The organism is Bartonella sp. AD328YNZD (assembly GCF_042196425.1).
The window spans coordinates 1-13,630 of record NZ_JBHIQG010000039.1; the positions used below are offsets into that span (position 1 = coordinate 1).

The window sequence follows — 13,630 nt, forward strand, 5'->3', positions numbered from 1 at the left end:
GGTTGTTGGCAATCAAAACGACAAAGCGATAATTTTGAAGATGAAAAAACAGATGCAAAAAGAAGTGATATCTAATTGTCATGTATTTCGAGTTAGATAATGGTAATGTCTTGTATATTTTAAAGAAACATCTAGTTACACCAAAGCCCATTTTGCAACGCTGTTCGTGAATAGTATGATAGTAAACCCATTGTGCATTCCATCTTTAAGCTTATGAAGGAACAAATCGGCATCATCACACATTTACTAGCTCTCAATGTTGTGCAACAGTCTTTAGCATTGGTAATGGTCTCAGAAGAGGTGTTTTTATTTCTGTTAATGACATGACCGTTATAATTAATGAATATTTTATTCATGTTTATTGACGAATGCAAAGTGTTTTTTAGATGGGGTGCTGTTGTTGCATTCTTTTACTTTGCTTGTATGGCTGTTGGTTATTTGTATATAGATCGATTGCTCAATGCTTACCTAAGCAATAAAAATGAAATGCAGCGATGAAAAATTGAAGTTAAATGACTCAAGCTGCTTGTGTTAGGTTTTATTATCTGATAGTTTTTCTCTATTAGAGTGTGATCTTGCCGCGTGTGCGCTCCAATTTTTTGGAAGATGATGAAGCTTATGCAAGTTTGTATCCACTACATTGCTTCGTTGAATCTCTGTATGTTTCCGCTGGAAACGAGAGTTCTATTGCGGTATGTTGTTTTCTGTTCTATCTTTATAGTGGTAAAGCAATGATGCACACTAAAGTTTAGAAGGGTTTATATTCGTTATGTCTTTGGGGGAGCGTCTAATGAGTTTTGTTTTTATCAATGGGGAGATACATTTTAGTGTATATTTTTTTGATTGTAAGCTTTATTATCTCAAAAGATAAAGCGTGGAGGGAATGATTCTTCTCATTTTTCCTTTATCTTTGTTAACGCGTTTGGTTTTGTTGGTAAAAACGTAAAACTTTTGGCACTTAGTTTTCAAAAGATTAAGCAGATTTTTGTGGGGGTGGCGTTTTAGAAAAGATATTTTCTTATGTCTTTCTGCTGTTTCAGTGCCGTTTTGGTCATGTAATAAAGATGCGTCGTATCTTGAAATTGAGTGTTTGAGGGGGATGACTATTTTTAAAGTTTGCATATTTTATTTTAAATATCGCCTAAAGGAATAGAATAATGAATTCATAAATTGTTGCGTAATGATTTTTTAAAAGCTCACTATTTTTTGGGGCGACAAGGCTTATTGATGATTAATAGGGAACTGATATAGTGCATTATCATATGCAAAGATGTTATGAAAAGAATGTAATACTGGTTAGCAAAACATATATTGCATGTTTGCTATGGTTTATTGAGACGTAAGTCAATGAATTTATGATGACTCTGTATAGGTGATTAGAAATATAGGCGATTAAAACGTATTTATTCAATGTTATAATTATAAATTTGCTATATTATTTCAGCGTCATTAATTGATAAAAAATAAATAAAGGGGAAAGTTTATGAACTTGAAGAAAAAGATATTAAAGAATAGCAGCTCTCTTGTTTCTGCTTTTATAGCACTGGGGATAGTTGCACAACAAGTTTCAGCAAAAACACCGGCTGATACTCTTTTGATGGCTTGGAACCTTGATGCAATTAGTACATTTGATCCCGCCCAACTTAATGATGTTTATGGAAGTGAAATTGTCCGCAATGTTTGTGATAGTTTGGTCAGTACCGCAACGGATGATCCTGCTAAAATGGTTCCGGCATTAGCTACACATTGGGATGTTTCAGGGGATGATCACAGTACGGTGATTACTTTTCATTTGCGTGATGGTTTGAAGTTTAATGATGGCAGATCAGCCAATGCCAATGATCTTGTTTGGGGTATGAAGCGGATTGTCAAATTGAAGATGACCAATGCGGCAATTTTTAATGAATATGGAATTACAGAGCAAAATGTTGATGATGCTTTGCAAGCCCCAGATAAGAAAACAGTGGTGATGAAATTTGATAAGCCTTATCCAGCAGAGCTTATTCTTAATAATATTGTTGCAAGTCCAGCAACAGCTTTGCTTGATCGTAAGACGATTATGAAGCACGAAAAAGATGGCGATCTGGGAAATCAGTATTTGAAGAGTCATGCTGCTTGTGTTGGTCCTTATCAGTTAAAAAGTTGGCGCCCTGGAGAAGCGCTTTTGTTACGTGCAAGTTCCCATTATTGGGGACAAGCGCCTAAACTGAAGCAGATTCTCATTCGTCATGTTGTGGAGTCAGGAACACAACGTTTGTTGTTGCAAAAACATGATATTGATGTTGCTCGTAATTTGACCCCTGAAGATCTTGCAGATCTGCAAAAAACAACAGATATTAAAGTTGATAGAGTATTAGAACCAACTATGATGTACTGGGGATTTAATACGACAAATCCCATTTTTGCTAAGGAAAAAGTACGCTTGGCGATGCGTTATCTTATTGACTATGAAGGTCTTGGCAAGAAACTTCTCAAAGGGATTGGTGTTCCACGGGCAAGTTTTATTCCTCTTGGTAACTTTGGGGCTCTGGATGAAAAAGAGGGGCAACCCTTTACATTTGATGTTGCAAAAGCCAAGCAGCTTTTAGCAGAGGCTGGTTATCCGAATGGATTTGAGGCAAATTTTCTCGTATCAAATGCTCCTTATACTTTGTTACTTGCTCAGTCACTCCAGGATAGTGCTGCACAGGCCGGGGTGCGTCTTAAAATTGAACGTGTGGCAGGTACACAGTTGTTTTCAAAAGTGAATGCAAGGGCTTTTGATACGGCTTTTCTCGGATGGAATAACGATTCTGCGGATCCCCATACAATGGCTTCACGTCTTGTTTATAACCCTGATAATCGGTTTGAGGCAAAAAATACCGCCTATCCTAGTTGGAAGCATGGGTATTTTGATGCCGAGATGAATCAAAAAGTTGAAGAAGCATTGTTTCAAAAAGATCCGCAAAAACGGGCGCATCTTTATGCTGATTTACAACGTGAACTGATGCAAAAAGGACCTTATGCGTTTATTTATCAGCAATATAGCGCTATAGCGATGACACCTGATGTCAAAAAATGGGTTTGGAATAGTGCGCCGCGTATTTTTTATAGTAAAATTGAAAAATAAGTGTGTCTTTTTAGTGTTATCAAAGCTAAAAAGAGCTTAATCATAATTGCATGATGAAAATATTCTCCCATATAAAGCTCTTCAGTTTTTTAAGGATGAAACGTGAGGGATGTTTGTGTAGTAGCAGTATATAATTAAGATCGTTTATAGGGAGCGATGAATATAGAAAGTTATATTGGGGAGGATCTTTGTTTATGGTTATAGATTCTCTGCATCCCGAATATAGACTGATGTATAAGAAAATTATTTTATAGATGCTTAGTTTGATTAAATGAAATTGATGTCTAATGCTATGCTATTTAAAAGGTGAAAGAGCAAAATCACAATCACTTTGTGTGAAAAGGTAGAAGAATACAAAAGGAAGAGATAAAATGGGAAAACAAAGAATATTAAAAAAATTTTCTATTTTATTAAGCTCAATCGTTTTTTTTAATGGGGCTGTAACATCGGCATTCAGTGCCTCATCTAAAGATATATTGGTAATGGCATGGAATATTGATTCAATTAGTAGTTTTGATCCAGCGCAAACTGTTGAGGTTGTGACGAGTGAGTTATTGACGAATATTTGCAGCGCGTTAGTACAATATGATGAGCATGATCCTACAAAAATTCGTCCTGCTATGGCAAAATCTTGGGACGTTTTAGATAATGGCAAAAGAATAGTCTTTCATCTTCGTGATGATTTAAAGTTTAATGACGGAAGGACGGCTACAGCGCAAGATCTGGTATGGTCGATGCGGCGGATTATAAAATTAGGATTAAGCTATGCTCAATCTTTAATGGATTATGGATTTACCAAAAACAATATTGAAACAAATATTCAGGCTCTTGATGATAAGACTTTACAATTAAAATTAGATAAACCCTATCCTATTCAGCTCATATTGACTGTTATTGGACAATCTTATGCTTCTGCTTTGCTTGATCGGAAAACAATTGAAGCACAGAGTATTAAAGGTGATATGGGGAACAAATATTTAGCAACACATTCAGCTTGTGTTGGACCTTATAAATTGGTGAGCTGGTCTCCAGGAGATAAAGTTGTGTTAGAGGCGACACAACATTATTGGGGCGATGTGCCTAAAATTAAGCAGATTGTTGTGCAGCATGTAGCGGATTCATCAAGTCAAAGACTTCTTTTGGAAAAAGGTGATGTGGATATAGTGCGTGATCTTTCTTCAGAGGATATTTTAGATCTTGAAAAAAAGGGAGGACCAGTCAAAATTAGTCGTGTTTTGCGTCCGCAGATTATTTACCTATCGTTAAATAATAAGAATGCAATTTTTGCGAATGAAAAGGTCAGATTGGCACTTCGTTATTTAGTTGATTATGAAGGTCTTGGGAAAACTGTTTTGAAAGGGATTGCTATTCCTCGGGCAACTTATATGTCCTTGGCTGTTCCAGGTGCGTTGGATGAAAAAGAAGGGTTGCCTTTTCAGTTGGATTTGAAAAAAGCAAAACAACTGATTACTGAAGCTGGTTATCCTAATGGGTTTAAAGCTAATCTTTTAGTTGGAAGCCTTAGTTATATGTCGTCTGTTGCACAGTCTATTCAAGCCAATGCACGCAAAATTGGTGTTGAGCTTACAATTGAAAAAATGGCACAAAATCAATTGTTGAGCCGTGTACGTGGTGGAAATTATGATACTGCACTTATGGGGTGGGGGAGTGCCGATCCTGATGGACATCCTGCTTCATTAAATCACGTGTTTAACCCTGATCCAACATTTACAAAAAAGCACAATATGTATTTAGCTTGGCGCGCTGGGTATTATGATGAAAATGTTAATAACATGGTGATGGATGCTTTGTTTGAGAAAGACCCCAATAAGCGTATCATGCAATATCGTACTTTACAGCATTATGTGCTAGAGCATGGTCCTATGGTTTATTTATTTCAGACATATTATACCGTTGGTATGGGGCCTGATGTCAAAAAATGGATTTGGAACAGTTATAGACTTTATTACAATGAAGCAGAAAAATAAAAAGAAGCATGTTATAGAAAAGGATTGTAGAACATGCTTAATAAGAGATTGTTTTGTTATATAAAAAGGTATTTGCTTTATGTTTTGTCGCTACAGAGGGGATTTTTATAATGGTTTTGCCACTTTCAGAGACTGAAAGAGCTGTATCAGAAAAGCAGAAAAAATTATTTTTATGGGATTTTTTATGCAAAGGATTGAAACTTCTTATTTCAGTTTTTATCACATTGCTTGGGTTGGTGACGATCACTTTTTTTCTTGGTCATCTTCTTCCTCTAGATCCAGTTCTGTCTATTCTTGGTGATAATATCAGTCAGGAAGCTTATGATGCAATGTATTATAAGCTGGGTCTTGATAAGCCGTTGATTGTCCAATATTGGAAGTATCTTCATAATGTATTTTTGTTTGACTTTGGAGATGCTTTAACTTCTGGGCGACCTGTTCTAGCCGATATTATGCGTGTATTTCCTGCAACATTAGAGCTTGCAACCGTTGCTATTGTTATTGGCACAAGTCTTGGAATTCCATTTGGTGTTTTTGCAGCAATGTATCGCGATTCATTTATTGATTATGTTGTCCGTGTTTTTACACTTGTAAGTTATTCTACTCCAACATTTTGGCTCGGATTAATGGCGTTGTTAATATTTTACGCCAAGCTTGGCTGGATTGGTGGCCCAGGACGACTTGATTTTCTTTATGAATATTCTTTTGAACCAAAAACAGGATTTTTCCTTTGGGATACTGCAAGCCAAGGACAATGGGAGGCTTTTGGTAATGTTTTTAGTCACGTTATTATGCCTGCTTTGATCTTGGCTTTCGGTGCTATGGCTTATATTAGCCGTATGACTCGTGGGTTTATGATTGAGCAGCTTAATCAGGAATATATCATTACTGCACGTGTAAAGGGATTATCGTGGGCGCGAACCGTTTGGGGGCATGCCTTTCGAAATGCTGCTGTTCAAATTATTACCGTTGTTGCACTTTCTTATGCTTTTTTATTAGAAGGGGCTGTTTTAACTGAGACAGTTTTTGCTTGGCCTGGTTTTGGACATTACTTGACAAATGCTCTTTTAGCCGGAGATATGAATGCAGTTGTAGGATGTACTTTGCTTGTAGGATTTATCTTTGTCGCCATTAATTTATTTTCTGATTTGCTTTATCGCATTTTTGATCCAAGGACACGTTGAATATGACAGTAAGTAATCATCATAAATCGCAATCATCATCTTCTTTGGGTAGTTGGTTAAACGATCCTGTTCCAAACTCCATAATTCAAGCGAACATACAAAGAATTTATCACGCACTGGCTAAGTTTTTTCATAACTTTTCGGCTGTATTCGGTCTGCTTATTATTTGTATTATTATCATATGTGCATTTTTTGCTCCTTGGATTGCTACGCATGATTTTCTTAGCAATGATCTAGGGCATCGGTTGCAGCCACCCTCTATGGCGCATTATTTTGGAACAGATGAATTGGGACGTGACATTTTTAGTCGCCTTGTTTTTGGTTCCCGTATTACTCTTTATGTTGTTTTTCTTACAACAGTTATTGTAGGTCCAATAGGGCTTATTGTTGGAACTGTATCTGGTTATATGGGCGGATGGGTTGATACTGTGCTCATGCGCATTGTCGATATTTTTCTTGCTTTTCCAGGTTTGATTTTAGCTCTTGCATTTTCAGCCGCATTGGGACCAGGGATCGAAAATGCTTCTATTGCAATTTCAATTGCAGCATGGCCACCAATTGCACGTTTAGCACGTGCTGAGACTTTGACAATACGTTCTTCTGATTATGTTTCTGTAGTTCGCCTGCAAGGGGCCTCTGCTTGGCGAATTATTTTGTTTCATGTTGCACCCATGTGTATTCCTTCAGTGATTGTACGATTAACTTTGGATATGTCTGGAATTATTTTAACGGCTGCTGGTCTTGGTTTTTTAGGGTTGGGAGCTCAACTTCCAAGTCCTGAATGGGGTGCGATGCTTTCTTCAGGGCGGGAATTTATGATGACAAATTGGTGGTTGGCGGCAATACCAGGCTGTGCAATATTATTTGCAAGTCTTGCTTTCAACCTTTTAGGTGATGGTCTTCGTGATGTATTGGATCCACGCAATGGGTAATAAATTATTAGAAGTAGAAGATTTACGTATTTCTTTTCCTACAACGCGCGGCATTTCAGAAGTTGTGCGTGGCGTTAGTTTTTCTGTTGGAAAAGAAAAAATTGGAATTGTTGGTGAATCCGGATCTGGAAAATCGATGACTGGGCGCGCAATACTAAGGTTGAGTCCAAAAGCAGCCATTGTTAAAGCTAAAAAAATGCGCTTTGAGGATGTTGATTTATTGGCTGCAAGTGAACCTCAGATGCGAAAAATCCGTGGGAAACGTATTTCAATGATTTTACAGGATCCAAAATATTCACTTAATCCATTAATACGGATCGGGGAACAGATTATGGAGGCTTACCGTATTCATTACCGTGTTTCAAAAGCTGAAGCGAGGGAGCGCACCATATCTATGTTAGAATCTGTTCATATTCGTGATCCTGAACATGTGATGCGTCTCTTTCCTCATGAAATATCTGGGGGGATGGGGCAGCGCGTGATGATTGCAATGATGCTCATTCCAAAACCTGATTTAATTATTGCCGATGAGCCAACATCTGCACTTGATATTACGGTCAGACGACAAGTTTTATCTGTATTAGATGAACTTGTGACAAAATCTGGAACGGGACTTATTTTCATTAGTCATGATTTAAATATGATTGCTGATTTTTGTGATCGTATTTTGGTGATGTATGCGGGCCGTGTGTTAGAAGAGTTGCCTGCTTCTGATTTGTCTCACGCTTGTCATCCTTATACAAAGGCGTTGCTCGCGAGTTTGCCACGGCTTGATAATCCAGTTGATATTTTGGCTGTTCCTGAGCGTGATCCTGACTGGTTGTATAATCCTACGATTGTTAATGGTGTTGAGGAGGTTCCTCATGACAAATTGTGAGAATATTATTGATGTTTCTAATTTATCTGTAACTTTTGGGCACAGGCATAAGGCAGTAACAGTTGTTAAAAATGTTAATTTTCATATTAAGCGTGGTGAAGCTTATGGTTTGATTGGTGAATCTGGATGTGGAAAGTCAACTATTTTGAATACATTGGTGGGGCTCATTCCAGATTATAGTGGAAAGTTCCTTTTTGCTGGACAAGAAGTTGAAAAGAAAAGAAGTAAGGATTTTTTACGCTGTATTCAAATGGTTTTTCAAGATCCTTATGCTTCGCTGCATCCAAGAAAAATGGTCCATACGGTTCTTTCTGAATCGCTCAAAATCCATGGGATGGATAATCAAAGAGAGCGTGTGGAGGATGCTTTAGATTCCGTTGGTTTAGATTCTTCATTTCTTTATCGTTATCCTCATGAGTTGTCTGGAGGGCAGCGTCAGCGTATTGCTCTTGCACGTGCTTTAATTATTGAGCCAGAGGTGTTATTGCTTGATGAGCCAACATCTGCATTGGATGTGTCGGTACAGGCTGAAATTTTAAATTTGTTGAAATCACTGCGCGTGAGAAAAAAGCTTACTTACTTAATGGTATCCCATGATCTTGCTGTTGTTGCACATATTTGTGAACGTGTTGGAATTATGCATAAAGGGATTATTCTTGAAGAGCTTAGCAATGATGAATTGCGTAATCTACATGCGCAACACGATTATACAAAGGAGTTTTTTGAAGCAAGTATAGAGCCTATTGTTCATAGAGAGCAAAGAGCATGATCAATTTTACAGAAGAGAAAGTGCAATTTTATTTGTTTTAAAGTTTTTAGAGATGTTTGGCGGCATTATTAAGAGGGAAGAGGATAATAGGATTTTTTCAGTATGAATTTGCTGGGCAGTGTTTGAGCTATAATATTTTAAATCCTATTAGAACTCGCATTTTGAAATATACGAGTGACTTATAACATACATCCCTTTGTTTGATATTGTTGCATTATTTTTACTTATCATTTTATGTTCAAAAGTTTTATTTTGAGATTTTAAGCATTAAATTTGTGAGAAATAACAAAAGATAGTAATGCTGTATTTTCTAGAACAGCTTCTCATTATTTTACAATATCATTTTGTTTTTGGTTATTCTCTTTTTTACAGTTTTATTCTTTATAAAAAGAATTTTTTGTAAAAAATATCCAATGGTAAATAACTGTCTTCAAATATTTCACTGTTTTCTATTAAAAAAACGCTTATAATAAGCTAGAAAGGCAGAGGTATGCTGCCTTTTTGTTAAATTGAATAGGCTGTTTTTTACAATCTTGATTTAAAACTGATAGCGTATTCCTCCTGAAAAGTTTGCACCACTTATACCAGTTTTTTGAAACTTTTGTTGATAGCTGACATCACCATGAAGGGAGAGGTTAGCGGACAATTGTGCACTTAATACCAAACCCACCTTCAAGGGAAGTTCCTGAGGGGTCACGTTTATAGTCCTTATCGATATGGAGTGCCTGATCATCACCAAAGGTTTTGATCAAGTTTACTTTTCCATAGAAAGACATAGGACGGCTGTTTTTAGTGGCAATGGTTTTTGTCAAACGTGCACCAACACGGATTATCCCTTGAGAAGGATTTTGCATCTCAATGGTCAGATTATCAGCATCTTTAATGGTATCAAACATCAAATACTAATAGGCAAGCTGTGCCTGCGGTTCGAATGTTACGCCTTGAATACCCGTTGCAAATTGTTTGCCAACAGTTGTGGAGATCGCCAACATTTTTGCATTTTTCAATTTTGCGGTTGTACTAATGAGGGCATTGGTGATCTTTCCCTTTAGGAAGCCATAGGATAACAGCGTATCAAGATAGAAACCACTGTCATGTTGTATGGTTCCATAGGTTGTGAGTGACCATTTATCCACAGTGCTCTTACTCGCTGTCTTGTATATTCTTTGGAGTGAAAGAGAGTTGTCCATAGGTTTCTACAAGATCCAAATGTGTTGTAGATATTTTTCCCTTCTGCGCGACAAAGTTAGTGGCTCCTTGTAGAGCAGCATAGTGAAGATTAGCACTGCTATAACCATATTTACTAGGAGCACTACTCATCAGAAAATAAGATTCCTGTTTCTCCATAGAAGTATAAGAAGAAGCCGTTCCGTTTGTCTTATTCTTTCCCTAAAACAGATGTTCGCATATTGGCTAACAGTTGCCATATCGATCAATCCAGCATACAAGAGAGCACAGAGCATGATAAAATAGCTTGTATTTATGGCACGATGGTTTTTACTTTTGAGTCGCTATCAAGCAGTACTGGTTGTAAGCGAAAATCCCAGAAATTTTTATTTTCTTCTAAAAGGTTTTGTTCAGTATTTGTTTTACTGTGGTTTGATTTTGGTTCATAAGCTTTCAGTATATCTTTATAAGGTGAACCACTTATTGTGATATAGTCCTGTGCAAGTTTGAAAGAGTTTTGATTTACTTTTCCAGAAACTTGAATGAGTGAAAGACCACGTGCACTGGTAAGAGCAGAAGCCTCTGCTTTAATATTGTTCTTTTCTAAATGTCCAGTGATATAAACCAGTGTAGTACCTGAAACATCACCGTGAATTAGAAGATGGTCAGCTTTTTGTTTGTTTATGGTAGCACTATCACTCCATTCGACGTTGAAATGAATTTTTGCTTTTCCTGTTGCATGGAGTCCAGTGCCATGAGATGATGTAGCTTAAACATTATTGGTTAGAGTTACGAGACTGCCATTGTAAGCAGATATTGCTGCCTTTGTGGCATCAAATGATCCTCCCAATATCGTGATTTCAGATTTATTATTTACAGTAACGCTATTCATTGCCTTAGTCACTTTTACATTTTCTAAAGTGACTTGACTGTTATTGTACGCAAATGCGCCACCGGATAGTGATGCTTTGCCAGTTGATATTATTACATCTTTCAGCTTATTTTCAGTATTCTTACTATTATCGAAGCTAGCACCAATATAGGAAGCGTTAATGTTTCCTCCGGTCATTTTGATCATAGCATTATCTTTTGCAAAAAGTCCATCTCCATCACCGCTAATCGTTGTCTTTCTGAGCAACTCAATTACGGTATCAGAATTATAAGCATTGACAGTAAAAGTTAGGCTATTTACTATTTTTAGAGACACATCTGTGACTTGAATATGGCCACCTTTGGTTGTAGATAATGCTGCATCTTTTCCTGTTATATTTCCTCCCATCATTGTGATCTTGGATTTTGAGCCCTCTGCATAGAGACCAACGTTATCAGATGATGTAATTTGAGCATTGTTAGTTAAAGTAATCGTACTACTGCTTAAAGCATGTATTGATGCACCTTTTGCATCAAACGATCCTTCACGATATTGTGATTTTAGACTGATTATTTGCGACGACGCTATTCATTGCCTTAGTCACCTTTAGATTTTCTAAAGTGACTTCACTGTTTTTGTCTGCAAATATTGCAAAAGTTAGTGGAGCTTTGCCTTTGCCACTTGATATTATTATATCTTTTAGCTTGTTTTCAACATTCTTACTGTTCAAGAACTTAGCGCCAGTGTTGGAAACTGTAATAGTTCCTCCAGTCATTTTCAGTGTAGCACCATCTTTTGCTTCAAGTCCGAAGAAAATGCTAGAACCATTTCCTTTTATGGTTGTACCATCCAGTAATTCAATCGCAGTGTTGGAACCTTCAGCTGTTATAGCGTACATATTTGTGCCTATGTTGGTGTTTGTTTTTTTGTTTCCGATTATCGTCAAATGCTTGCCGATAATTTGAACACCTTTTTTTGCGTGAATAATTTCATAGGTTTCGTTGGAAACTTCTTTTTTACTTTCTGAAATTTCAAGATTTTTAGCTTGTGTATTAAGATTGATACCAGAAAGTATAACTGCTACAATTGCTGTGCAGGATAGAAGAAATTTTTTAGGCAACAGCCTACTCCTTTTAAAGCCCCCAACATTCATTTTTCCGCTAACGTCATAAGAATAATTGAAAATAGATATTGCTTTTATTTTAATAACACAGCACTTTGATATTTTGTTTTGCTTTTTTTTCAAAATTAAAGTTGTATTTATATTTAATCATGTAATATTAATTTATTTCATAATGTATCTTTATCTAATTATATTTAAAAAATAAATTTTTCATATTCAGGGAAATATTATGAGGCGTTGATAGTTGCATTTATAATATTTTTTATTGATTGTAGATATTCTTTGAGCCAATATTCATTGGTGTATGATTAAAGAAATACAGGAATAAAAAAGACAGTAAAAAACGTAATGTAAAAGAGAAGAGTAGTGCTTTTACAGTTGTATATTTTCAAAAAAAGGAGAGGTTTTAAAGTCAATAAAGAATAAATCTTTTTGTGTGTAATTTGACTTTATATTTTATACTGAGTGGGAAAAGGTGAAATTAGGGTAGATATGCGATAATTGATTGTTGTTGCTTACATTGTGTATCAAATGAGTTTTTGACAGAGCTTTAAAGGTTCTTTGAGTGCTTAGTGTCCTCTTTGAACAAATAAAATATAAAAATATACAGAATCTGCTGATAAGCCATAATTTCTGAAAGGTTACATATTATACAAAATTTCGTTGAATGTAATTTGACATTAGGTTTTGTACTAAGTGGGAAGAGGTGGAAATACACGGTAATTTATTGTTTTATGATCACTTTTTACCATTAAATGCGCGTTTTGTAAAATGGCATGGGGCGTGCCCATTCCGTTTTAACAAGCGCCGTTATCAAAACCATTGCCGCCCTGATGGCTTTTAACATTGCTTTACGTGTGTTGTGCTTTACCATGACTGGCACACATCTTGGTTTGTTTTTGGTGCTGATACCACTACCATCACCAAATGGAAAAATATCATTGCTGCTGCTTTTGATTTCTCTCAAACTTGGCAAAAGTTCAAACAAGGACTTTCCTCTGTTATTCAAAGCTTTGAAGGTTTGTGGGAGAGCGTTAAACGAAGCTTTTCCAACTTTTGGCAATGGTTGAAGAGTTTTTTTTACACAGGAAAAGCTCTCGGAGGGTGCCAAGGCTGGTATGGAACAAGCCGGCGAAGATTTAGCCAATTGGATTGTTTATGGTTTTATGGGCCCCATTACAAAGTTGAGCGATTTTTGTAAATCTTTGCCCAGCCGCATGAATGGGTGGATTGGGTCGATTGATGTAAGAGAGTTTTTGCCAAGTTTTTTGGGAGGCAAAACAACCATCCAACCCATAGCACAATTTGCGGGGGCGGGGCATGCAAATTCCCCTTTCACAGAAGCAAAAAGCAAAGATCACTCCCCCATCACACACAATCAAAATGTCACGGTGCATGTCAATGGTGCGCGTGATCCTGTTGTCACTGGTCGTGCGGTTGCCCATGCTTTGCAACGGGCACGTGCCAATGCGCTGCATGGCGGGACAGAGTAATGATACAATCAAGGGGAGGGCGTCTATGAGAGATCCTTTGCTGATGTTAGGACCACATCTTTTTTATGTGGACTGGCTGAATTTCCAATCCTTTGAGGAAGAGTTTTCTGCTTCATG

At 36.8% G+C, this 13,630-nt stretch carries 10 protein-coding genes and 2 pseudogenes; 9 read left to right on the forward strand and 3 right to left on the reverse strand.

The features are described 5' to 3' along the window. Positions 1–1,483: 1,483 nt before the first annotated feature. From ACFIO3_RS03320 to ACFIO3_RS03345, 6 genes are all read left to right on the forward strand, one after another. Positions 1,484–3,109 (forward strand): ABC transporter substrate-binding protein, encoded by a 1,626-nt coding sequence (locus ACFIO3_RS03320; RefSeq protein ID WP_375686683.1) that lies wholly within the window; start codon positions 1,484–1,486, stop codon positions 3,107–3,109. 371 nt (positions 3,110–3,480) lie between these two features. Continuing rightward, the gene (locus tag ACFIO3_RS03325; protein WP_375704108.1) at positions 3,481–5,097 is read left to right on the forward strand and encodes an ABC transporter substrate-binding protein; all 1,617 of its coding nucleotides are present in this window, start codon (positions 3,481–3,483) and stop codon (positions 5,095–5,097) included. A 110-nt stretch (positions 5,098–5,207) separates the two neighbouring features. Continuing rightward, positions 5,208–6,281, forward strand: a complete 1,074-nt coding sequence (locus tag ACFIO3_RS03330) for an ABC transporter permease (RefSeq protein ID WP_375607280.1) — start codon at positions 5,208–5,210, stop codon at positions 6,279–6,281. A gap of 2 nt (positions 6,282–6,283) precedes the next feature. Beyond that, complete coding sequence (locus tag ACFIO3_RS03335; RefSeq protein WP_273790732.1) at positions 6,284–7,213, forward strand: ABC transporter permease; 930 nt, start codon at positions 6,284–6,286, stop codon at positions 7,211–7,213. After that, positions 7,206–8,090, forward strand: a complete 885-nt coding sequence (locus tag ACFIO3_RS03340; RefSeq protein WP_273790733.1) for an ABC transporter ATP-binding protein — start codon at positions 7,206–7,208, stop codon at positions 8,088–8,090. The genes ACFIO3_RS03335 and ACFIO3_RS03340 overlap by 8 nt, the downstream gene beginning before the upstream one ends. Continuing rightward, positions 8,077–8,859 carry an ABC transporter ATP-binding protein gene (locus tag ACFIO3_RS03345; RefSeq protein ID WP_273790734.1) on the forward strand — a complete coding sequence of 261 codons (783 nt, stop codon included), beginning with the start codon at positions 8,077–8,079 and terminating at the stop codon, positions 8,857–8,859. Before ACFIO3_RS03340 ends, ACFIO3_RS03345 begins: the two co-directional genes overlap by 14 nt. A gap of 538 nt (positions 8,860–9,397) precedes the next feature. Here ACFIO3_RS03345 and ACFIO3_RS03350 read toward each other — a convergent pair. The 3 genes and pseudogenes from ACFIO3_RS03350 to ACFIO3_RS03360 form a co-directional block, all read right to left on the reverse strand. Continuing rightward, positions 9,398–10,768, reverse strand: a pseudogene (locus ACFIO3_RS03350) (autotransporter outer membrane beta-barrel domain-containing protein); the annotation flags it as partial. A gap of 27 nt (positions 10,769–10,795) precedes the next feature. Continuing rightward, entirely contained in the window at positions 10,796–11,308 is a 513-nt protein-coding gene (locus ACFIO3_RS03355; RefSeq protein ID WP_375615358.1) for a hypothetical protein, read from the reverse strand. Between the two features lie 133 nt (positions 11,309–11,441). Then, positions 11,442–12,017, reverse strand: coding sequence for a hypothetical protein (locus ACFIO3_RS03360; protein WP_375615357.1), 576 nt, complete (start codon positions 12,015–12,017; stop codon positions 11,442–11,444). A 779-nt stretch (positions 12,018–12,796) separates the two neighbouring features. Between ACFIO3_RS03360 and ACFIO3_RS03365 the strand changes: the two genes are divergently transcribed. The 3 genes and pseudogenes from ACFIO3_RS03365 to ACFIO3_RS03375 form a co-directional block, all read left to right on the forward strand. Beyond that, positions 12,797–13,090: a hypothetical protein gene (locus ACFIO3_RS03365; protein WP_375704109.1), complete on the forward strand. Its 294-nt coding sequence runs from the start codon at positions 12,797–12,799 to the stop codon at positions 13,088–13,090. 48 nt (positions 13,091–13,138) lie between these two features. Continuing rightward, on the forward strand, positions 13,139–13,513 hold the full coding sequence (locus ACFIO3_RS03370) for a hypothetical protein (RefSeq protein ID WP_375696052.1): 375 nt from the start codon (positions 13,139–13,141) through the stop codon (positions 13,511–13,513). 25 nt (positions 13,514–13,538) lie between these two features. After that, a pseudogene (locus ACFIO3_RS03375) lies at positions 13,539–13,630 on the forward strand (phage tail protein); the annotation flags it as partial.

Coding starts and splice junctions, on each gene's coding strand:
- ACFIO3_RS03325 (WP_375704108.1), top strand. CDS start 3,481: ATGGGAAAACAAAGAATATTAAAAAAATTTTCTATTTTATTAAGCTCA.
- ACFIO3_RS03365 (WP_375704109.1), top strand. CDS start 12,797: ATGGGGCGTGCCCATTCCGTTTTAACAAGCGCCGTTATCAAAACCATT.
- ACFIO3_RS03340 (WP_273790733.1), top strand. CDS start 7,206: ATGGGTAATAAATTATTAGAAGTAGAAGATTTACGTATTTCTTTTCCT.
- ACFIO3_RS03345 (WP_273790734.1), top strand. CDS start 8,077: ATGACAAATTGTGAGAATATTATTGATGTTTCTAATTTATCTGTAACT.
- ACFIO3_RS03370 (WP_375696052.1), top strand. CDS start 13,139: ATGGAACAAGCCGGCGAAGATTTAGCCAATTGGATTGTTTATGGTTTT.
- ACFIO3_RS03320 (WP_375686683.1), top strand. CDS start 1,484: ATGAACTTGAAGAAAAAGATATTAAAGAATAGCAGCTCTCTTGTTTCT.
- ACFIO3_RS03335 (WP_273790732.1), top strand. CDS start 6,284: ATGACAGTAAGTAATCATCATAAATCGCAATCATCATCTTCTTTGGGT.
- ACFIO3_RS03355 (WP_375615358.1), bottom strand. CDS start 11,308: ATGATGGGAGGAAATATAACAGGAAAAGATGCAGCATTATCTACAACC.
- ACFIO3_RS03330 (WP_375607280.1), top strand. CDS start 5,208: ATGGTTTTGCCACTTTCAGAGACTGAAAGAGCTGTATCAGAAAAGCAG.